General features: G+C 69.4%; 14 protein-coding genes. 3 read left to right on the top strand and 11 right to left on the bottom strand.

Translation table 11 applies throughout. The annotated features are described in order from the left end of the window. Window positions 1-63 precede the first annotated feature (63 nt). The 7 genes from pulA to OGH68_RS28780 all read right to left on the bottom strand — a co-directional run bounded on the left by pulA (window position 64) and on the right by OGH68_RS28780 (window position 13,604). Window positions 64-5,451, bottom strand: coding sequence for a pullulanase-type alpha-1,6-glucosidase (pulA, locus tag OGH68_RS28810; RefSeq protein ID WP_264247935.1), 5,388 nt, complete (start codon window positions 5,449-5,451; stop codon window positions 64-66). Window positions 5,452-5,542: 91 nt separating this feature from the next. Continuing rightward, entirely contained in the window at window positions 5,543-7,243 is a 1,701-nt protein-coding gene (locus OGH68_RS28805) for a carbohydrate-binding module family 20 domain-containing protein (RefSeq protein ID WP_264247933.1), read from the bottom strand. Between the two features lie 412 nt (window positions 7,244-7,655). Next, window positions 7,656-8,714: a LacI family DNA-binding transcriptional regulator gene (locus OGH68_RS28800; RefSeq protein WP_264247932.1), complete on the bottom strand. Its 1,059-nt coding sequence runs from the start codon at window positions 8,712-8,714 to the stop codon at window positions 7,656-7,658. Continuing rightward, window positions 8,702-10,351, bottom strand: a complete 1,650-nt coding sequence (locus tag OGH68_RS28795) for a glycoside hydrolase family 13 protein (protein ID WP_264247931.1) — start codon at window positions 10,349-10,351, stop codon at window positions 8,702-8,704. Before OGH68_RS28795 ends, OGH68_RS28800 begins: the two co-directional genes overlap by 13 nt. Window positions 10,352-10,433: 82 nt before the next feature. Continuing rightward, window positions 10,434-11,312: a sugar ABC transporter permease gene (locus OGH68_RS28790; RefSeq protein WP_413471132.1), complete on the bottom strand. Its 879-nt coding sequence runs from the start codon at window positions 11,310-11,312 to the stop codon at window positions 10,434-10,436. Next, window positions 11,306-12,313, bottom strand: coding sequence for a carbohydrate ABC transporter permease (locus OGH68_RS28785; RefSeq protein ID WP_264247928.1), 1,008 nt, complete (start codon window positions 12,311-12,313; stop codon window positions 11,306-11,308). The genes OGH68_RS28790 and OGH68_RS28785 overlap by 7 nt, the downstream gene beginning before the upstream one ends. A 19-nt stretch (window positions 12,314-12,332) precedes the next feature. After that, window positions 12,333-13,604: an extracellular solute-binding protein gene (locus OGH68_RS28780; RefSeq protein WP_264247927.1), complete on the bottom strand. Its 1,272-nt coding sequence runs from the start codon at window positions 13,602-13,604 to the stop codon at window positions 12,333-12,335. Between the two features lie 394 nt (window positions 13,605-13,998). On the opposite strand from OGH68_RS28780, the gene OGH68_RS28775 reads away from it, so the two are divergent. Then, entirely contained in the window at window positions 13,999-15,033 is a 1,035-nt protein-coding gene (locus OGH68_RS28775; RefSeq protein WP_264247925.1) for a LacI family DNA-binding transcriptional regulator, read from the top strand. Between the two features lie 7 nt (window positions 15,034-15,040). Continuing rightward, window positions 15,041-15,961, top strand: coding sequence for a carbohydrate kinase family protein (locus tag OGH68_RS28770; protein ID WP_264247923.1), 921 nt, complete (start codon window positions 15,041-15,043; stop codon window positions 15,959-15,961). A 58-nt stretch (window positions 15,962-16,019) separates the two neighbouring features. On the opposite strand, the gene OGH68_RS28765 is transcribed toward OGH68_RS28770, so the two are convergent. From OGH68_RS28765 to OGH68_RS28755, 3 genes are all read right to left on the bottom strand, one after another. Continuing rightward, complete coding sequence (locus OGH68_RS28765; protein ID WP_264247922.1) at window positions 16,020-16,928, bottom strand: carbohydrate ABC transporter permease; 909 nt, start codon at window positions 16,926-16,928, stop codon at window positions 16,020-16,022. Further along, on the bottom strand, window positions 16,925-17,935 hold the full coding sequence (locus OGH68_RS28760) for a carbohydrate ABC transporter permease (protein WP_264247921.1): 1,011 nt from the start codon (window positions 17,933-17,935) through the stop codon (window positions 16,925-16,927). The genes OGH68_RS28765 and OGH68_RS28760 overlap by 4 nt, the downstream gene beginning before the upstream one ends. 109 nt (window positions 17,936-18,044) lie before the next feature. Beyond that, window positions 18,045-19,391: an ABC transporter substrate-binding protein gene (locus OGH68_RS28755; protein ID WP_264247920.1), complete on the bottom strand. Its 1,347-nt coding sequence runs from the start codon at window positions 19,389-19,391 to the stop codon at window positions 18,045-18,047. 442 nt (window positions 19,392-19,833) lie between these two features. Between OGH68_RS28755 and OGH68_RS28750 the strand changes: the two genes are divergently transcribed. After that, window positions 19,834-20,859: a LacI family DNA-binding transcriptional regulator gene (locus OGH68_RS28750; protein WP_264247919.1), complete on the top strand. Its 1,026-nt coding sequence runs from the start codon at window positions 19,834-19,836 to the stop codon at window positions 20,857-20,859. A 15-nt stretch (window positions 20,860-20,874) separates the two neighbouring features. Here the strand turns inward: OGH68_RS28750 and OGH68_RS28745 are convergent, their stop codons facing one another. Next, on the bottom strand, window positions 20,875-21,891 hold the full coding sequence (locus tag OGH68_RS28745; RefSeq protein WP_264247918.1) for an ArsR/SmtB family transcription factor: 1,017 nt from the start codon (window positions 21,889-21,891) through the stop codon (window positions 20,875-20,877). Window positions 21,892-22,115 lie beyond the last annotated feature (224 nt).

Below are 22,115 nucleotides of genomic sequence, written 5' to 3'. Positions count from 1 at the left end.
CCCGTTCGGCCCAACAGCGACACGGGTGAGGGGACGGGGAACCTCAGGTGACGAGCGCGGAGCTCAGCCGCGTTCGAACACGGCGACCGTACGGGCCGGGACCGTGAAGCCGCCGGAACTCCGTTCGTATTCGGCGGACTTGACGACGTCGTCGGCACCCCCGCGCTGGACGGCGTGGAGTGCGTAGTCCTTGCCGGCGAGTGCCTCGACCCGCTGTGTCTGGCGCTCGGGGGTGGCGTTGAACACCACGACCAGGTCGTCGAGACGCATGGTGATCACCCCGGGGGTCTCGTCCCTGCCGGACAGCGGGAAGGACAGCGCCGACCGGACCTGCTCCGCGGTGGACAGGCCGAAGGCCGGCTCTCCGGTGCGGATCCTCAGCAGGTCACGGTACGCGGCGGACGTGCCGTTGATCTCCGCGCAGCCCACGGTCAGCGAGGGCGCGGTGAGCAGCGGCTTCGCGAAGCCCCACTTGGCCTTGTTGTCGGCCTCCGGCGGGAGTCCGCGCCCGAACCCGTTGCCGTCGCGGCAGTCCCAGTGGATCGCGTTGAACCAGTCGCCGCTGTCGTACGAGTTGCGGTCCAGGGACTTGGAGCGCAGCAGGTCCGACCCGGCCTGGGAGAGCGCCGGTCCCTGCGACAGCGCGGAGACGGCCATGGACAGCACCTGCATACGGGCCCGGTCGGCCGGTGAGGTGGCGGCCGGGAGCTTGAACGCGAGGGCGTCGTAGAGCGACTCGTTGTCGTGGGCGTCCGAGTAGGCGAGGGCTTCTCCGGGTGCGGCCGCGTAGCCGGCCGGGGAGCCGTTGTAGTCGACCTCGGAGCCCTTGACGGTGCGGCCTTCGGTGTCGGTGAAGGAGTAGGAGGCGAGGTTGCCGGACAGACCCACCTTGATCAGGTCCTGGTAGTGCAGCAGCCGGGCCTTCTGCTCGGCCGGCGTCCCGTTGGCCGGCGAGGAGTTGGGGTCGGTGTACAGACCGGAGCCGAAGCCCTGCACGCCCGGGTCCTCGTCGAAGGGCCCGCCACCGCGGACGGCGTCGCGCGCCCGGTCGGAGAAGGTGGCGATGCCGGTGCCCGCCATGTTCTTCTGGGTGGCCTGGACGAAGCGGGCGTCGTCGGCGATCTCGCCGAAGTTCCAACCCTCCCCGTACAGAATGATCTTCTTGCCGTCCACGCCGTCGCGCTCAAGCGTCAGCTCGTCGAGGGCGGCGCGTACCGCGAGGATGTTCTCCTTCGGGTGGTGGCCCATCAGGTCGAAGCGGAAGCCGTCCACCTTGTAGTCACGTGCCCAGGTCACGACCGAGTCGACGACGAGCTTGCCCATCATCGCGTTCTCCGGCGCGGTGTTGGCGCAGCAGGTGGAGGTGGCGACGCTGCCGTCGGCCAGCAGCCGCTGGTAGTAGCCGGGCACGACCTTGTCGAGTACGGACTTGTCCGACTGACCGGCGGCCACGGTGTGGTTGTAGACCACGTCCATGACGGTGCGCAGCCCGTCCTCGTTCAGCGACTTGACCATCTGCCGGAACTCGACCGTGCGGCGGGTCCCGTCCGGGTCGGTGGAGTACGAGCCCTCGGGAACGGTGTAGTGCAGCGGGTCGTAGCCCCAGTTGAACGCGTCCTTCGCCGCGGCCTTCGCGATGCATGCCTGCTGCTCGGCCGAGTCGGGCGCGAGGATCAACAGGTCGCACTCGGGCTGCTGCTGGTCCGACTTCTTCTCGGGGATGGTGCCGATGTCGAAGGCGGGCAGCAGGTGCACGTACGAGGTGCCGGCGTCCGCCAGGTCCCGCAGGTGCTTCGAGCCCTTGCTGTCCTTGTCGGCGAAGGCCAGGTAGGTGCCCCTGTCCGAGGCCGTCGGGTCGGCGATCGAGAAGTCGCGGATGTGCAGCTCCTGGATCTGTGCGTCCTTCAGAGGCACGGCGGCGGGCTTCTTCAGCGTCGACCAGCCGGCCGGCATGAGGGACCTGTCGGAGAGGTCGGCGACGATGCTCCGCTGCGAATCGGTGGTCAGTGCCAGCGAGTAGGGGTCGGTGACCTTGTTGGTGACGACCTTCTGGACGGCGGGCGCCCAGACCTTCACGTGGTACCGGTACTCGTCACCCTTCCAGTTCTTCCTGCCTCTGACCGACCAGACGCCGCTGGCGTCGTCGCGGCGCATGGCGACCGTCCTCCCGTCGAGTTCGAGGGAGACGTGCTGGGCGGTCGGTGCCCACAGCCGCAGCGTCGGGACGCCCTTGCGGTCGAAGGTGGCGCCGAGGTCGGCCCGGGTGGCCTTCGCCGCGTACAGGTCGTCGAGGACTCCGGCGATCTGCACGCCGGTGGCGGTCAGCGCGGCACCGTTGGCCGCGTACTGCGCCGCCACGACCTGCCCGCGCAGGGCCTCGCGCACCCGGTCACGGTCACGCGGGTCGACGGACCAGGCCTGGTACGCCTTGAGGTGCGGGAACGCCGCCTTCTGCGTGTCGGTGAGCTCCGTACCGTTCAGCCGCAGCACTCGCCTGTCACCGCTCAGCGCACCGTCCTTGACGGTGATGGAGCCGTCGCGCGAGTACAGCAGCGCGCTGGAGGCGGCGGCGTCGCTGCCGTTCCAGGCGACGGTGTCCTCGTCGATCCAGACGGCCTGTGCCTTGGTCAGGTCGAGGGCCGCGCCGCCGCCCTTGGGCTGCGGCAGCAGGTACTTCTCCTGGCCGGCGAGCAGCCACACCTCGTGGCCGACGCCCTTGAGGTCGAGCGACTGGTCGGACGGCAGGTCCTTCTCGTCGCCCTTGTGCAGGATGTAGCTGAGCGAGGTGGCTCCCGCCGCGAGCGGCACCTCGTAGACCGCGCCGTACGCGTCGGTCCGCACCGGCTCCAGCGGCTTGCTCCAGTCGGTCGGGTTCGCGGCGCCGGTCCAGGTGTGCAGACCCCAGCCCGCGTAGTCGCCGTCGGCACGCTGGTAGTGGAGCACGGCCTTCGTGGTGTCCTGGGGCGGGTACGCGCCTTCGGGAGCGGTGTTGCCGACCTCCGGCTTGCCCTGCTCGATCCAGACCTCACCGGTCTTCGACAGGTCGATCGTGCGGTCGGCGTCGGTGTCCTTCACGCCGTCCTTGTTCACGGCGATGAAGCCCACCGAGGAGGCGCCGGGCTTGAGCTTGACGTATGCGAAGGCGCCGTAGGCGTCGCGCCCGCTGAACGGCTTGCCGGCGGGCCAGGTGGTGCCCTCGCCCTCGGCGATGTCGCCCCAGGTGTACAGGCCCCAGTCGGTGTAGTCGCCGTCCGCGCGCTTGTAGTGGACGATCGCGTAGTCGCGCTGGGTGGCGCTCGGCGGCTGCGGAACGGCGGGCGCGCCGCTGGTGGTCCCGGCAGTCGCGCTCGCGGTGCGGCCCGCGCTGTCGACGACGACGGCCTTGTACCGCAGGGCCGTTCCCGCCGGGGCGGTGATGCGCTGGGTGACCTTGTACGGGGCGTGGTCGGCGGAGCCGAGCACCTGCCAGTCGCCGTTGCCGGTCTGGGCGGCGAACACGACGCGGTTCAGCTGCCCGCCGCCGGTGTCCGCGGAGATCTCGACGGTGCCGGTGGCACCGGCCTCGGGGGCCTTCAGCGTGACCGACGGCTTCGCGGTGGGCGTGCCGAGCGGCTTCGCCGCCTTCAGCACCAGGGACCCCAGCGCCGGGACGGTCACCTCGATCTTCCTGTCCGTGCCGCTGCGAACGGTGCCGGAGCCGCCGTGGACCGCCGTGAAGTCCATGCCGGCCGAGCCGGTCGGAACGGTCACGGTCTTCGCCTCGGTCGCGTTGTTCACGGCGACGAAGTACTCGGTCCGCGTCTTCGCGTCCGTGCGGGAGAAGGCGTACACCGAGCCTTCGGCGTACCGCTGCTCCTGGACGCCGTCGCGCAGCGCCGGGTGTTCCTCGGTGAGCTTCGACAGCGCGGCGATCTGCCGGTACAGCGGGTGCGAGGTGTCGTACGCGTCGTCGGCGTGGGTGCGGTCGGTGCCGATCCGGTCGTCGTCGAGGTAGTCGGCGGTCTTCGAGGCGAACAGGGTCTGGCGGGAGTCCTTGTCGCCACCGGCGCCGGTGAAGCCCTGCTCGTCGCCGTAGTAGACGACGGGGTTGCCGCGGCTGAGGAACATCAGCTCGTTGGCGAGCTTGTAGCGCGCCAGCAGCTCGGCGTCGCCGGCCTTCGGGTTGTCCTGTGCGAGGAACGTGCCGAAGCGGCCCATGTCGTGGTTGCCGAGGAAGGGAACCGACTCGTAGGCGTTGGCCTTGTCGGTGGTGTAGCGGTAGTCCTGCGCGAAGAGGTTCGCCAGTTTGTCCGCGGAGCCGCCCTGGGAGGCGTAGTTGCGGGCGGCGTCCTGGAAGGGGAAGTCCAGGGTGGCGTCGAGGCGGCCCTCGGTCACGTACTTCGAGGTGATGGCCGGGTCGGCCGAGTAGACCTCGCCGAACATGAAGAAGTCGTCCCGGCCGCGCTTGGCGGCGTACGCGTCCAGCGCGGTGGCCCACTGTGTCCAGAACTCGGTGTTGACGTGCTTGACCGTGTCGATGCGGAAGCCGTCGATGCCGAAGTCGCGGACCCAGCGCTGGTAGATCTTCTCCATGCCCTCGACGACCTCGGGACGCTCGGTCCACAGGTCGTCAAGGCCGACGAAGTCGCCGTTCTCGGACGACTCGCCGGCGAAGGTCGAGTCACCGCGATTGTGGTACATCGTCGGGTCGTTGAGCCAGGACGGGACCTTGAGGTCCTTCTTGCCCTCGGGCACGACAGGCGTCCGGGGGAAGGAGTCCGTGTCGACGCGCGGGAAGCGCTTCGAGCCGTCCGCGTAATCGGTGTCGTCGAAGGGCACGCCGTCCTCGGTCAGGTACGGGAAGGCGCCCTCGGAGAGATAGTCGTACGACTTCTCCTTGTAGTCGACGACATCGGCGGTGTGGTTGGTGATGACGTCGAAGAAGACCTTCATGCCCTTGGCGTGGGCCGCCTCGACCAGCCGCTCCAGGTCGGCGTTGGTGCCGAAGTGCGGGTCGACCTGGGTGAAGTCGGTGATCCAATAGCCGTGGTAGCCGGCGCTGGCGTCCTTGCCCTCGCCCTGCACGGGCTGGTTCTTGAAGATCGGCGCCATCCAGATGGCGGTGGTGCCGAGCCCCTTGATGTAGTCCAGTTTCTCGGTGATCCCCTTGAGATCGCCACCCTGGTAGAAGCCCTTGTCGGTGGGGTCGTAGCCGGTCGCGAGGCGTGAACCGGTCAGTCCTCCGCGGTCGTTCTTGGGGTCGCCGTTGGCGAAACGGTCCGGCAGGACGAAGTAGAACTGGTCACGCGTCAGGTCGTGGCGGGCGGGCTCGGCGGCCAGCGATCTGTCCGACGGCGGCTTCGGCGGCTTGGGCGCCGCTGCCGCCGGAAGGGCGGACACCAGCGCCGCGACCGTCGCCGTTGCCACGGCGGCGGCCACTGCGCTGCGCAGCGGGATACGAGGGCGTATCAAGGCGGGTCTCTCCTGGATGAGGGTGGTGTGCGGTGCGAGTGCGCCGCCCCGCGCCCGGGGAGGGACGCGGGGCAGCGCGGGAGGGCCGGCGTCAGTTGCGCCAGGTGTCGTTCAGCGTGACCTTGCCGGAGGACGGGACAGTGGCGGTGCGGTTGGCGCCGCTCTCCCAGGTGACGTTTCCGGCCGCGTCCTTGCGGATGTACTTGTATTCGAAGGACGTGCCGGCGGGCAGGTTCACGTCGAGCTTCCACACGGGATAGCTCGCCGGGTCCAGCTTGAGGGCGCTGCCCGGGCTCCAGTTGCCGAGCTCGGTGCGGTTGCCGGTGACGTAGATGTTCTGGCCCATGACGGTGGTGGCGTTCACGTTGAACGACGCGCCCGCCTCCACCGGTGCGGGATCGGTGGTGCCACCGTCGCAGTCGCGGGCTCCGGCGTGCAGTGCGACGGCGGTGCCGGCGCCCAGCGTGGCGGTGAACCGGCCCGAGCCGTCGACCGTGACCGCGTTGCCGCTCTGCACGTCGCAGTAGCTGCCCGACGGCAGCGAGGTCTGGAACGTGCGGGTCAGCGTCGAACCTTCGTGGTTGATGGCGACGTACGCCTTGTCGCCGCGGCCGAAGGCGATCTGGTCGCCGCCGTTGTCCCACCAGTTCGTGACGCCGGTGCCCCGTGCGGTGTTGCGGAAGGCGACCATCGAGGAGATCTCGCGCCAGGCGTGCTGGCACTTCCAGCCGTCGCTGTAGCAGGCGGTGACCTGGCCACCGTTCGGCGGGCCGGCGTCATGGTTCGTGAAGTCGTAGCCGGAGTGGACGTCCGGGCTGCCGTACGGCCAGGCCAGCATGAAGACGTGCGCCAGGGTGTAGGCGGCGCCGTTCTTGTAGGTGAGGGTGTCGCCGACGCGCTCGGTGTCGTGGTTGGTGACGAAGACGGCGGACTTCCCGGACTCCATGAAGCCCCAGCCCTCGCCGAAGTTCTTGAGGTGGGCGAGGTTCTCGTTGTTGAAGACCTGCTTGAGACCGCGCCCGTAGCGGAACTCCTGGACGTCGCCGCTGCCGAGGTACTCGCTCGGTGACACCGCCTCGCCCGCGCCGTGGATGGCCTCGTGCTTCCAGTACACGCCGGGGTTGCTCAGCTTGCCCTTGATCGCGGCGAGGTCGTCGGCCGGCATGTGCTTGGAGGCGTCGATGCGGAAGCCGTCGACGCCGAGGGACAGCAGGTCGCTCAGGTATCCGGCGATCCGGCCCCGGACGTACTCCTCGCCGGTGTCCAGGTCCGCGAGCCCGACGAGCTCGCAGTTCTGCACGTTCCCGCGGTCCTGGTAGTTGTTGATCTGTGAGGTGCAGTTGTCCATGTCCGGCGCCGAGTACAGGCCGGGGTAGTTGTACTTGGTGTACGAGGACCCGCCGGTGCCGGTGCCGGACCCGGCCGACATGTGGTTGACGACCGCGTCGGCGAGGACCTTGACGCCGGCGGAGTGGCAGGTGTTCACCATGTTCCGGAAGGCGGCGCGGTCACCGAGACGTCCGGCGATCTGATAACTGACCGGCTGGTACGAGGTCCACCACTGGCCGCCCTGGATGTGCTCCTGGGGCGGTGAGACCTGTACGAAGCCGTATCCGGCGGGGCCGAGGGTGTCGGTGCACGACCTGGCGACGGAGTCGAACTTCCACTCGAACATCACCGCGGTGACGTCCTTGTCTCCGGGCGGGGCGGCCTGGGCGGCGGTGGGGGCCGTGACGGCAACGGCGGCTCCTGCCACAACGGCGAGTGCCGCGGCCACGGTTCTGCTGGCCATGATTCCTCCTGGGCTCACAGGAAGGTGCGGATGCGAGGGGTCAGCCTCGTGCGGCAACGCGCCGTGCCCGCAAGGCCTTTGGGGTTTATTGCTGCAAGAAGTCTGAAACTCGTTGCGGACGAGACCGTAAGCCCCACCCGCCCGGCGGTCAACCCTCCGGGCAGACTCCGATGACCACCTTGAAAACAAGCCGTTTCGTGACCGCAAACTCTTTCGCAAGCAGTTGCAGCGGTGTTACGTTCAACCATGACTCCGGTCCGGCCGGCCGGGGGTCCCGGTCAATGCCGGGCCCCACGCGCCCGGCCGGCCGGGCCGGTTCACCGACCGGCCTCGGCCCCGGAGCGGAGCGCGCCCGGGGCCGCCGTCAGAACCCCGCCCGCCCCGACCCGGGGCAGGCCCCGGCCGCCGCGCTTCAGCGCCGCGGCGCGCCCGTCGAACCGCGCACCACCAGCTCAGGCTGGAAAACAAACTCCGTCCTCTGCACCGGGTTTCCGTCGATCTCCTCGACCAGCGCGTCCACCGCCGCCGTGGCCATCGCCTGCACCGGCTGCCGCACCGTCGTGAGCGGCGGGTCCGTGAACGCGATGAGAGGCGAGTCGTCGAAGCCGACCACCGACACGTCGCCGGGCACGTCCAGCCCGCGTGCCCGCACCGCCCTGACCACGCCGAGCGCCATCAGGTCGCTGCCGCAGACGATCCCGGTGCACCCCTGGTCGAGCAGCAGGCCGGCGGCGGCCTGGCCGCCCTCGACGGAGAACAGCGTGCGCTGGATGAAGCTCCCGGCGTCGTCCGCCGACAGCCCCAGCATCGACTCGAGCGCCTCGGTGAAGCCCTCCGCCTTGCGCAGCGAGGGCACATAGCGGGTCGGCCCGATGGCCAGGCCGATGCGCTCGTGCCCGAGCTCGACGAGGTGCCGCACGGCCATGCGCGCCGCGGAGCGGTCGTCGGGGGACACGAACGGCGCCTGGACGGCCTCGTTGTAGCCGTTGATGAGGACGAACGGGACGCCCCGGCCCGCGAGTTTGAGGTAGCGGGACGGGTCGGCCGTCGTGTCGGCGTGCAGCCCGGAGAGGAACACGATGCCCGTGACACCGCGTTCCTCCAGTTGCTCGACCAGTTCGTCCTCCGTGGAACCGCCCGGCATCTGTGTGCACAGCACGGGCGTGTAGCCGTGCCCCGCCAGCACCTGCTCGATCACCTGGGCGAACGCCGGGAAGATCGGGTTGGTCAGCTCGGGGATGATCAGGCCGACGAGCCCGGCGCTGCGCTGCCGCAGCCGCACCGGCCGCTCGTAGCCGAGCACGTCGAGGGCGGCCAGCACCTTGTGCCGGGTGGCGGCCGCGACACCGGCCTTGCCGTTGAGCACCCGGCTGACCGTGGCTTCGCTGACCTGGGCCTGGAGAGCGAGGTCGGCGAGCCTCGGGGCGGCGGACCCGTCGCCCCGAGGCAGGGGAACCGTCACACCGCCCACCAGACGGTGGTGTCGGCGGGCACCTCTGCCATGTCGTCGACGACCATCACCGTGTCGTTGGCGAGCAGCGTCCGGCCGGGCAGCGGGATGCGGACCGTCTCGCCCGTGGTGTTGGCGGTGCACAGGAAACCGTCGCGGCGGAACGCCAGCACACCCTCCGGGGCGTCCACCCACTCGACCGCGTCACCCGCGCCGAGCCCGGCGTGACCGCGGCGGACGGCGAGCGCCGTGCGGTAGAGCTCGAGCGTGGAACCCGGGTCGCCGGTCTGCGCCTCGACGCTCAGCGCGCCCCAGCTGTCGGGCTGCGGCAGCCAGCTGCCGCCGTCGCCGAAGCCGTACGAGGAGCCCTCGGCGGTCCACGGGATCGGCACCCGGCAGCCGTCGCGAAAGCCGTCCTGCCCACTGGCCCGCCAGAACGACGGGTCCTGGCGGACCTCGTCGGGCAGGTCCGTGACGTCGGGCAGGCCGAGCTCCTCGCCCTGGTAGACGTACGCGGAACCGGGCAGGGCCAGCATCAGCAGCGTGGCGGCGCGGGCGCGGCGCAGGCCGAGGGCGCGGTCGCCGGCGGTGCGGATCTGGGTGCCCATGCCCGCGGGGTTGGCGAAGCGGGTGGCGTGGCGGGTGACGTCGTGGTTGGAGAGCACCCAGGTGGTGGGCGCCCCCACGGGCCGCATGGCGGCGAGCGAGTCGTCGATGACCTCGCGCAGCTCCGCGGCGTCCCAGTGGGTGCCGAGGTACTGGAAGTTGAAGGCCTGGTGCATCTCGTCGGGGCGCACGTAGTTGGCGGTGCGTTCGACGGTGGGCGTCCAGGCCTCCGCGACGAGGACGCGGTCGTCGCCGTACTCCTCGAGGACCTTGCGCCAGGAGCGGTAGACGTCGTGGACACCGTCCTGGTCGAAGAACGGCATGACATCGTTTCCGAGCAGCTTCAGCTGGTCGTGCTTGCCGAGGTCGGGCAGGCCCGGGGCCTTGATGAGGCCGTGGGCGACGTCGACGCGGAAGCCGTCGACCCCCATGTCGAGCCAGAACCGCAGGATGGAGCGGAACTCGTCCCGTACGGCGGGGTGCTCCCAGTTGAAGTCGGGCTGCTCGGGAGCGAAGAGGTGGAGGTACCACTCTCCGTCGGCGGCCCGGGTCCAGGCGGGGCCGCCGAAGATGGACTCCCAGTCGTTGGGGGGCAGTTCACCGTTCGCTCCCTTGCCCGGACGGAAGTGGTAGCGCTCCCTCAGCGGCGAGCCGGGACCTTCGCGCAGGGCGCGCTGGAACCACTCGTGCTGGTCCGAGGAGTGGTTGGGCACGAGGTCCACGATGATGCGCAGGCCCAGCCCGTGGGCGTCGCGGATCAGCGCGTCGGCGTCGAGGAGCGAGCCGAACATCGGGTCGATGGCGCGGTAGTCGGCCACGTCGTAGCCGGCGTCGGCCTGCGGCGAGGCGTAGAACGGGCTCAGCCAGACGGCGTCGACGCCGAGGTCCCGCAGATAGGGCAGCCGGTCGCGGATGCCTTCCAGATCTCCCATGCCGTCGCCGTTGCCGTCGGCGAAGCTGCGCGGGTACACCTGGTAGATCACCGCGTCACGCCACCAGCCCGTGTGCGTGCCGGAGGTGGGGGCGGCGGGGGCAGCAAGGTGCTGGGTCATGTCATCCCTGGAAGTGATGGGGTGGGGAGCGGCGCCGGTCCGGGGTCGGGCACGGACCGGCGCCGCGGCTTCATACGGCTGGTCAGCCCTTGACGGCACCGGCGGACATACCGGTCACGAGATGCCGCTGGGCGAAGAGGAACACGAGTCCCGCGGGTATGGCGATGAGCACGGACGCCGCCGTCATCGGGCCCCACTGGGCGCCGTACTGGTTGACGAACTTCTGCAGTCCGCCGGCGAGGGTGAGGTTCTCGTCGCCGACCATGAAGGCGGACGCGTAGGCGACCTCGCCCCAGGCGGTGATGAACGAGTAGAACGCGGTGACCGCGATGCCGGGCTTGGCGAGCGGCAGGATCAGCCGCCAGAAGGTTCCGAACGGGGTGAGCCCGTCCACCTGGCCCGATTCGTCGATCTCCATCGGGATGGTGTCGAAGAAGCCCTTCATCATCCACGCACAGAACGGAACGGCGATGGTGAGGTACGTGACGACCAGGCCGAACGCGTTGTTCAGCAGTCCGATGGCGGACATGATGTTGTAGATCGGCACGATCAGGACGGCGACCGGGAACATCTGGGTGATCAGCAGCGTCCACATCAGGCCGCGCTTGCCGGGAAAGCGGAAGCGGCTGACCGCGTATCCGGTGGTGGCGGCGACGATGACGCCGAGCAGGGTCGTGAGACCGGCGATCAGCAGCGAGTTGCCGAACCAGGTGAGGAACTCGGTGTTCTCCAGCAGGTTCGTGTAGTTCTCGAACGTCGTCTCCTTGACGAAGTCCGTCGTGTTCGCGTACTTGGCCGGCTTCAGCGAGGTCAGGAAGACCCACAGCACCGGGAAGACCGCGACCACGGAGGCGACGATCAACGTGGCGTGCAGTCCGAGCGACGCGAGCGGCGAACGCTCGCCACGGCGGCGGACCTTGGTCCGCCGGCTGGACGTGGGGGTCACGGCGGTGGTCACCAGACTTCTCCCTGCTTGCGGAGGACTCGCCGGTAGACCGCGGCGAAGAGCATCAGGAGGACCAGGATCAGTACGCCCCAGGTGGACGACTGGGCGAAGTCACGCGGACTGATCTCGAAGGAGAACTTGTACGCCTGCGTCACCAGGATCTGGGTCGCCTCGCCGGGTCCGCCCCGGGTGAGCAGGAAGATCACCGGGAACATGTTGAAGGTCCAGATACTGCTCAGCAGGACCACGGTGGTGCTGACCGAACGCAGTCCGGGAAGCGTGATGTTGCGGAACCGCTGCCAGGCGGTGGCACCGTCCATCTCCGCGGCCTCGTAGAGCTCGCCCGGGATGGACTGCAGGCCGCCGAGCAGGGCGACCATCATGAACGGCACACCGAGCCACACGTTGACGGCGATCACCGCGACCTTGGCCAGCGTCGGGTCGTTCAGCCACGGCACGGCGTCGATGCCGCCGCCCGCGAGGATGCTGTTCAGCAGCCCGCGGCGCTCGTCGTAGAGGAAGCGCCAGGCGAAGACGGACACGAAACCGGGGACCGCCCACGGCAGGATGAGCAGCATCCGGTAGAAGGAGCGGCCGGCGATCTTGCGGTTGAGGATGTTGGCCAGCGCCATGCCGAGGGCGAAGGTGATGGAGACGCAGGCCACCGTCCACACCAGGGTCCAGCCCAGCGTGTCGAAGAACTGCGCGCTGGACAACGCCTCCTTGTAGTTGTCCAGCCCCACGAACTCGTAGGTCGCGGGGATCTCGTTGACGCCGATGCTCCGCGCGACATTGCGCTCCGTGGCATCCGTGAGAGACAGGTAGATACCGCGGACCAGCGGGTATCCGATGATCACCGCGATCACGACGGTCGCCGGGGCGACCATCACCCACGCGTACCAGTGCGTGGAGAGGGAGCGCCGGAGCCTGCCCTCGGGCTTACCAGTACCGCGGCTGGGGCCGCGGGCGACATCGCCCGCGGCCTTCGCCACCGACTGGCTGGTGTCCACAGCCATCAGCCGGCCAACCTTCCTGTTACTTCCAGTCCTTGAGGAGCTTGCGGTACTCGTCCGCGGTGGCCTTGACACCCTTCTCCGGGGTGGTCTGGCCGGTGAGGACCTTGGTGTACTCGGTCACCAGCGGAGCGAAGAGGCTGCCGGTCTCCGGGATCCAGGGGCGCTCGACGGCCTTGTCCACGACCGGGCGGAAGAAGCCGACGATCTCGTTGCTCGCGACACCCGGCTGGGAGTAGACGGAGTTGCGGGTCGGGAGCAGGTTGAGCTCCTGGGCGACCTTGGCCTGGGTCTCGGCGGAGGTCATGTACTCGGTGAAGGCGTACGAGGCGTCCAGGTTCTCGGAGCCCGCGTAGACCGCGAGGTTGTGGCCGCCCTGCGGGGCGCCCTGGCCGGCGGAGCCGGCCGGGACCGGGGCGACGCCGAGGTTGGACTTGTCGGCGAACTCGGCACCGGTGTAGGTGTCGGCGACGGCCCACGGGCCGTTGATCATCATGGCGACCTTGCCGTCCTTGAAGGCGGCCTGCATGTTGTCCCAGCCGTTGGTCGCATCGGTGATCGCGGTCTTGGAGTCGACCAGGTCCTTGACGACCTTCATGGCCTTGACGCCGGCCTCGTCGTCGATCGTGACGGTCTTGCTCTTGGCGTCGACGAGGTCACCGCCCTCGCCGTAGAGGAAGGAGAGGAACCAGTAGGCGTCGTCACCACGCAGGTACAGACCGGTCTTGCCGGTCTTGTCCTTGATCGTGGCCGAGACGGTCTTCAGCTCGTCGATGGTCTTGGGGACCTCGACGCCGGCCTCCTTGAAGATCTTCTTGTTGTAGAAGATGCCCATGGAGTCGATGACCTGCGGAACGGCGTAAATCTTGCCGTTGTACCGGGTGGAGGCCGCGGCCTGCTCGAGGAAGTCGTCCTCGTCCTTCAGCGCGGCGGTGCCGTCGAGCGGCGCGAGATAGCCGAGGTCGGCGAACTCCGGGGTCCAGGCGACCTCGGAGCGGATGACGTCGGGGGCGCCGGAGCCGGACTGCGCGGCGTTCTTGAACTTGTTCTGCGCCTCACCGAACGGCACGTTGACGTACTTGACGGTGACCTTCGGGTGCAGCTTGGTGAAGTCCTCGGCGATCTTCTTGAAGACCTTGTCCTCACTGCCGACCGTGGAGGTGTCCCACCACGTGACCGTCCCGCTGAGCTCGCCCGAGCTCTTCTTGCCGGTGTCGCCGCCGTCCGACCCGCACGCCGTCGCCGAGAGCGCCATTGCCGCTACCAGCGCAGTGGCCGCTATGCCACGCCGCATGTGAACTCCTTCAACTGAGCCCGGAAGGGCGGAGGCGAAGACCTGCCTCCCGCCGTCCGCTCCCTCGCGGTGCCGGGTTGCCAGGAACGTAACAGGGCCGAAAACCATCGGAAAGACCTTGCGGCAATTTTCTGCAAGGACGGCCGATCGTTACATCCGCGTGTCCTGAGAGTTGCCGAAGGATCGCTTGACACTCCTCACAGGAACGGACCGTGCCCAGGGTGCGTCCGCAACCGACGCCTTCGCAAGCACTCCGCAAGGCTTTGCAGACATGTGACGTGGTTCATGCTCCGCGGCGGTCCGCCGGGAGGGCCGGCCGCGACATGACGCGATGAACCTGCCGATTCCCGCCGCTGGTGGGCAATCCGACGTACGGCCGGTACAGTCCACTCCCATGACCGCGCGGCTCGCCGACATCGCAGCCCAGGCGGGGGTCAGTGAAGCCACAGTCAGCCGCGTGCTCAACGGCAAGCCCGGCGTGGCCGCGGCCACCCGCGAATCCGTCCTGGCCGCGCTCGACGTGCTCGGCTACGAGCGGCCGGTCCGGCTGCGCCGGCGCAGCGCCGGCCTGGTGGGACTGATAACCCCCGAGCTGGACAACCCGATCTTCCCCGCCCTCGCCCAGGTCATCGGCCAGGCGCTGACCCGGCAGGGATACACGCCGGTGCTCGCCACGCAGACCCCCGGCGGGTCCACGGAGGACGAACTCACCGAGATGCTGGTGGACCGCGGCGTCTCCGGCATCATCTTCGTCTCCGGGCTGCACGCCGACACCACCGCCGACACGGACCGCTACGACCAACTGCGTGCCAAGGGCGTGCCGTACGTCCTGGTCAACGGCTTCTCGCCGAAGGTCCAGGCCCCCTTCGTCTCCCCCGACGACCGGGCCGCGATGCAGCTGGCGGTCACCCACCTCGCCTCCCTCGGCCACACCCGGATCGGCCTCGCGCTCGGCCCGAGGCGGTTCGTGCCGGTCCTGCGCAAGATCGAGGGTTTCCAGCTCGCCATGGAGGAACGGCTCGGGCTGTCCCCCGAGGAGTCGCAGGAACTGATCCAGCACTCCCTCTACACCCTGGAGGGCGGCCAGGCGGCGGCGGCCGCGCTGATCGCCAAGGGGTGCACCGCGATCGCCTGCGCCAGCGACATGATGGCGCTCGGCGCCATCCGCGCGGCGCGGCAGCAGCGGCTCCACGTGCCCAGGGACATCTCGGTGGTCGGCTTCGACGACTCCCCGCTCATAGCGTTCACCGATCCGCCGCTCACCACCATCCGCCAGCCCGTGCAGGCGATGGGGCAGGCGTCGGTGCGTGCGCTGCTGGAGGAGATAGGGGGCACGCCCGCCCCGCACAGCGAGTTCGTCTTCATGCCGGAGCTGGTGGTACGGGGTTCGACCGCGTCCGCCACGAAGCGGGCCCCGGCCCGGGACTGAGGCCCACATGCACGAGCAGCCCTACGACGTACTGGTCGTCGGCGGCACCGGAGTGGACACGATCGTCCGCGTCGACGCGCTCGAAGTGCCGCCGGGCGACTCGCTGTACGTACCCCCGGTGCGCGACTACGTGGGGCACACCGGCAACGGCGTGGCGCTGGGCTGGCACGCCCTGGGCCTGGCCACCAAGTTCATCGACTTCCTCGGCGACGACGTCCAGGGCCGGACGGTGCTCGCCGCGTACGCGGAGCACGGCCTCGACTTCAGCCATGTGCTCTCCCCGCACGGCACACCACGCGGCATCAACCTGGTCGACCCGCAGGGCCGCCGGTTCTCGTTCTACGACGGGCGTCATCCGGCGGACCTGCGGCTGCCCCGCCCGTTCTATCTGCCCTTCCTGGAACGCGCCCGGCACGTCCATCTCTCGATCGTCGGCCACAACCGCGACATGTACGAGGACGTCCACCGGCTCGAGATCACCAGCTCCACCGATCTCCACGACTGGGACGGCCGCGATCCGCACCACCGCGACTACGCCCTCGCGTCCGACTACGTCTTCCTGAGTGCCGCGGCCCTCGGCAGCCGGCTCGAGGAGGTCATGCGCGGCATCGTCGGCGAGGGACGGGCACGCCTCGTCGTGGCGACGGCCGGCGCCGCGGGCTGTCATCTGCTGGTGCGCGGCGAGGAGAAGGTGCGGCACTTCCCCGCCGTACGTCCCGAGCGCCCCGTCGTCGACACCAACGGCGCCGGGGACGCCTTCGTCACCGCGTTCCTGCACGCCCTGTTCGAGGGCCGTGGGGTGGAGGAGTGCGTGCTCGCCGGCTCGGTGGCGGGCGCCTTCGTCTGCGGGTCGGCCGGCACCCACACCGCGTTCATCGGCCCGGAGGAACTGCGCGCCGCGTGCGCGCGGGCGGTCCACGACGCGTGAAATGCGCCGGGCCCGCAGGGCGCCCCACGCGCCCCGCAGGCCCCGGCTCCCCTGCGTGTCAGCTCTTGACGGCGCCCGAGGTGATGCCGCCGACGATGTGCTTGCCGAGGACGGCGAAGACCACGAGCAGCGGGACGGTCGCCAGGAACGCGCCGGTCAGCACGATCGCGTGGTTCACGGTGTGGTTCCCGGACCCCAGACCGGCCAGCGCCACCTGCAGGGTGGGCGAACCGTCCGGTGTGAGCGCGATGAACGGCCAGAAGAAGTCGTTCCACGCCTGGACGAAGATCAGCATGCCGAGGACGGCCATCGCCGGCCGCGCGACCGGGAAGACCACGTGCCAGATGATGCGCAGGCTGTGCGCCCCGTCCATCCGGGCCGCCTCGATGAGTTCGACCGGCAGCGCCTCCAGGAGGTACTGCCGCATGAAGAACACGCCGAAGGCGGCGACCAGGCTGGGCAGGATCACCGACTGCAGCTGGTTGACCCAGCCGAGCTCGGTGATCAGCTGATAGAGCGGGATGACGCTGAGCTGCGGCGGGACCGTCATCGTCGCCACCACGATCGCCAGGAGCACATTGCGCCCCTTGAACCGCAGCTTGGCGAAGGCGAACCCGGCGAGCGTCGCGAACAGCACGGTGCTCGTCGCCACCGCGCCCGCGACGATGGTCGTGTTGATCAGGGCCTCCCCCAGGTCCACCTGGTTCCAGGCGATGGAGAGGTTGTTGAACAGCTCCTTGCCCGGCAGCAGCGGGCTGGGGGCCTGAACGACGCGCTCGCCCGTGTGGGAGGCCGCGACCAGGTTCCAGTACAGCGGGAAGAGGGAGATCGCCGCGGCGAAGATCAGCAGCGCGTAGGTGAGCGGGCCGCCGTGGTGCTGCCGGCCGGCCTTCTGGCCCAGCCGCCGCCGGCGCGTCTTGACCGGCGACCCGGCGGGGGCCGCGGGCTTGTTCAGCACATGGCTCATGAGCGTGCCGCTCCGTTCTTCTTCTGCGTGCTCGACCGGCTGAGCAGGCGCTGCACCAGTCCGATGGCCAGCAGCAGGAGCAGCATCACCCAGGCGATCGCGGACGCCTGGCCGAGCGCACCGGTGACCCAGCCCTTCTCGTACATCAGCAGACTCAGCGTCTGGTACTGGTTGCCGCTGCCGCCGCCGATGCCGAGGCTGCCGCCGAAGATCAGTGGTTCACCGAAGAGCTGGGTGGCGCCGATGGTGGAGACGACGATGGTGAACAGGATCGTCGGCTTGATCGACGGGATGGTGATGCTGATGAACTGCCGGAAGCGGGACGCCCCGTCGAGGGCCGCCGCCTCGTAGAGGTCGTTCGGCACCGCCTGCATCGCCGCCAGGTAGATCAGCGCGTTGTAGCCGGTCCACCGCCAGGTGATGATCGTGGAGATGGCGATCTGGGCGGGCCACTTCTCGGTCTCCCAGTGGACCGGGTCGAGTCCGACGTAGCCGAGCAGCTGGTTGATCAGCCCGTAGTCGGTGTTGAACAGCTGGGCGAAGACCAGCGCGGCCGCGGCGATCGAGGTCGCGTACGGGGCGAGGATCGCGACCCGGTAGAAACCGCGGCCGCGGATACGGTAGTTGAGCAGATGGGCCAGGCCGAGCGCCATCAGCAGCTGCGGCACGGTGGAGATCACGCCGATGGTGAAGGTGTTCGCCAGGGCGTTCCAGAAGAAGTCGCTGTCCCAGAGCCGGGTGTAGTTCCCGAAGCCCCGCCACTCGGCCGTGCCGCCGAGCTCGACCTTCTGGAGCGACAGCCAGCCGGTGTAGAGGAGCGGGAAGAGACCGAAGGCGGCGAACACGAGGAAGAACGGCGCCACATAGACGTACGGGGTCGCCTTGAGGTCGAGGCGGTAGAGGCGGCTGCGCCAGCCGGACGGGTCCCGGTGCCGCGGGGCCTTCGGTGAGCCGGCGGGGGCGGCGATCACTTCGGCGCCCTGGTCGGGCCTAAGGGAGGTGGCCATCAGGCGCCCTTTCCCTGGTGAGTCGTGACGGAAGAACGAGGGGTGCCCGCGCGGCACCCGCGAAGGAGCCGCCGGCTGCCGCGGGAGGCAGCCGGCGGCGGGGCGTCGGCTACTGGTCGATCTTGTCGTCGACCAGCTTCTTCACGTTGCTCCAGGCCTTCTCCGGCGAGGTGCCGCGGGTCTCGATGTCGAGGATCCCGTTGTCCGTCAGGAAGGTCTTCACCTGGCCGTCCCAGCGGCCGATCGGGGCCGGCTCGATCTTCTGCGCGGCCTCGGAGTAGATCTTGCCGACCGGGACGCCGGGGAAGTAGTCGGGCCGGGCGTTCTGGACGGTCTCGGACTTCAGGCCCTCGGTGGTCGAGGGGATGTTGCCGTTGACGGCGAACACCTTGGCCTGCTGCTCGGGGGCGGTCAGCCAGGCGGCGAGCTTGGCGGCCTCGGCGGTGTGCTTGCCCGCCTTGGGCACGGCGAGGAACGAGCCGCCCCAGTTCGCCGGTACGGGCGCCTGGGCGATGTCCCACTTGCCCTTGTTGGCCGGTCCGGCCTGGTCCTTGATGATGCCGGTCATCCAGGACGGGCAGGCGACGGTGGCGAACTTCGAGTTCTTGAACGCCGCGTTCCAGCTGCCCTTCTCGTCGAACTGCCGCAGCTTGGCGGTCAGTCCGTTCTGGGCCGCCTTGACCGCGGTGTCCCACGCCTTCATCACACCGAGGCTGCTCTCCCAGCGCAGTTCGCCGTCCTCACCGGAGTACTGGTCGGGCTGGCTGGAGACGACCGCGTTGAACAGACCGCTCGCCGAGTCGTGGAACGCCGTCCCGGCCGGCGCCTTGGCCTTGTACTTCTCGCCCTGTGCGAGGAACTTGTCCCAGTCGCCGGCCCACAGCTTGCCGACCTCTTCACGGTCGGTGGGCAGTCCGGCCTTCTGGAACAGGTCCTTGCGGTAGCAGATGGCCATCGGGCCGATGTCCGTGCCCAGCGCGATGGTGGAGCCGTTCTTGGCGGTGGCCTGCTTGACCTTCCAGTCGAGGAACTTCGAGGTGTCCACGCCTTCGGTCTTGCCCAGGTCGACGAACTTGCCGGCCATCGCCTCTCCGGTGGCCTCCGCGATGTAGCCGACCTCGATGGCCTGGATGTCGGCGAGTCCGCTGCCCTGCGAGAGCCTCAGCTTCAGCGCGTCCCAGTACTTCTGGCCGTCGGCGACATTCGTCTCTTCGATCTTGATGCCGGGGTTCAGCTTCTCGTACTCGGCGTAGAGCTTGGCGCCCGTCTTGTCGTCGAACCCGAATGATCCGAAGGTGCCGACGCGGAGCGTGATCTCTCCGCCCGAGCTGTCGCTGCCCTCTTCGTCCCCCGAGCCGCCGCATCCGGTCACGAGCAGACCGAGGGACAGCAGACTCGCGGTGGTGAGGGTGACTGCGCGGCGTCTGCGCGGGACGTCACCAAAAGATATGCGCATTCGAGGCTCCTACGACTGTTTCGGCTGGTGGCGGGCCCAGAGCGACAGAGTGGGGCTGACGGCGAGCAGGACCGGTCACAAGAGGGGAAGTGAGGAAGCGGTGCACAGCGATCCCGTAAACGGGTAGTGGGAGCGCTCCCACTACTGCTTGGTTCGAAAGCTTCCCGGCGGCGACACGCTCTGTCAAGGTCGGGCAGCAGAGCTTTATTGCTCCGAGATGTCTCCGGCGTGAGAATCTCCCGCTTTCAGAGCGGTCAAACGGTGCATCCAGCCGCACAAGGCCCACTTATCGCCCCTGCGCCACCCGAGGCCCGTCCCCCTCGGGCGCTCCTCGACAAGCCCGTTCGGATCGATCAATATTGGGAGCGCTCCCGACCTCTCTGTCACCAGGGTCTCCAGGGAGAATCGACGCGAACGGCAACACCCTCACCGGAGGTCACGCATGGCAGCACGGGGCCGCTACGGCCAGCCCACACTCGAGCAGGTCGCCGCCCTGGCCGGCGTCGGGCGGGGCACCGTGTCACGGGTGATCAACAAGTCCCCGGGCGTACGTGACTCCACCCGGCACGCCGTCGAGCAGGCCATCGCCGAGCTCGGGTACATCCCGAACCATGCCGCCCGCGCCCTCGCCGGCAGCCGCACCGACGCGGTGGCCCTGGTCGTCCCGGAGACCGAGAAGCGGTTCTTCACCGAGCCGTACTTCTCCGAGATCATCCACGGCGTGGGCATCGGCCTCGCCGACACGGAGCTCCAGCTGCTGCTGACCCTGGTGCGCACGGAGCGTGAGCGCGACCGGTTCCTCCAGTACGCCAAGGCCCGCCGGATCGACGGCGTGCTGCTCGTCTCCCTGCACCGCGACGACCCCCTGCCGGACCTGCTCTCCGAGATGGACATGCCCACCGTCCTGGGCGGCCGCCGCAGCAGCGACGAGACCGTCTCCTACGTCGACTCCGACAATGCCGGCGGCGCCCGCATCGCCGTGCGCCACCTGGCCTCGACCGGCCGCCGCAAGATCGTCACCATCACCGGCCGTTCCGACATGTACGTCGCCCAGTGCCGGCTGCGCGGCTACGAGGAGGCCGTCCGCGGGGCGTGCGACGACTTCGACCCCTCCTGGGTGGCGGCCGGCGACTTCACCGAGGAGAGCGGCCGCCACGCCATGGCCGAGCTGCTGCGCCTTCACCCGGACCTCGACGCGGTGTTCGCCGCGTCCGACGTGATGGCCGCCGGCGCGCTGCACACGCTGCGCGCCGCGGGGCGCACGGTGCCCGACGACGTGGCCGTCATCGGCTTCGACGACTCGCCGCTCGCGCAGCACACCGATCCGCAGCTGACCACGGTCCGCCAGCCCGTCGAGGAGATGGGCCGCACCATGGCCGGAGTGCTCCTCGACCAGATGGCCGATCCCGGCGCGGCCTGGCGGAACGTGGTGCTGCGCACGGAGCTGGTGCGCAGGGACACCGCCTGAGCGGTCGCCCGACGCTCAGACCCCTTCCAGGACCGAGGAGTGGCCGCCGTGCACCAGGGCCGTTCCCAGAGCTGTGCGGCTGTGCCGTACGCAGACCCCCCGTCGCTCCGTGGCGACCAGACCCGCCGCGCGCAGTGCGGCGGTGTGGCGGCTGGCCGCCGTGGTGGAGATGCGGAGGCGCGCCGCGAGCGTGGTGGTGCTGTGGCTGACGCCGAGACAGTGGAGCACTGCGGCACGGGTGGCTCCGAGTAACTCGTCGAGGCCCGGCCCGTCAGCGGCTCCGGCGGCCGGCTCCGGGATCCACAGCGGCTTCCGGGCCACGGGGTAGACCAGTACCGGCGGAAGCTCGGGAAGGGCGAGCGTGATGGGGTGGTCGTGGCAGAAGAAGCTGGGAATGATGGTCAGGCCACGCCCCTCCAGGTGGAGTTGCTGCTCGACGGGGTAGTCGATCTCCAGGACGGGCGACTTCCAGCGGCACGTGGGACCGAGATTGGCCAGCATGCTCTCGCTGCCGTGCTGGAGGACATCACGCACCCGGCGCTGCCGGTCACGATGGGTACAGGCTGCCGATGCGGCGGCGTGCGGAGCCACCGCGACGCCGTAGTAGCGGTGCAGCACAGTGCCGAGCCGGCGCAGGGCACGGACCCGGCCCGAGGCGATCTCGTCGAGCCACGCGGACGGGCGGGAGCGGCCCTCGACCAGGCGGGCGATGTCGGCGCGAAGCCGGTCCCTGCCGGTTGAGAGCACCATGTCGAGGCCCGCGTGCAACACGGGTTCGGCACCTGCGCCGCCGGCGGGAGTGAGGAAGTCCGGGAAGTAGGAGGCGCGCGGAGCCAGAGCGGTGAGCATCCGGACCTCGTGGCCCGAACCGACGGCGGCCAGTGCGGCGCGGGTGCGACGGCACCATGCGGCGAAGAAGGGATCCGGACGGACCAGCTGGTGCAGGCTCAGCACCGTTTCCCACATGGCGTCCGGCTGCTGGGCGAACCGGACACGACCGAGGTCCTGGCCGGTGAAGCAGATGCGAAGCACGTCTTCCCCCGATGTAGTGCCGCTGCTGTTCGCAGGGTGCCCAGAGGGGGATGCGGATTTCGAAGCGGCGCGCCGGACCAGGGATCTGCCGCCACCCGTCGCCATAGCACACGGAGCCCTTCGGCGTATCGGGATTGCGGTACTCCGGGAGAGCTGTCGCTCACCGGTGCCGGGCGGGCAACGTGGTCCACGTCATCGCCCGGCCCCGACCGAGGGGGCGTCCG

This window comes from Streptomyces peucetius (assembly GCF_025854275.1).
In the GTDB taxonomy this organism is placed as follows: domain Bacteria; phylum Actinomycetota; class Actinomycetes; order Streptomycetales; family Streptomycetaceae; genus Streptomyces; species Streptomyces peucetius_A.
This window is presented reverse-complemented; position numbering and strand designations above follow the sequence as displayed.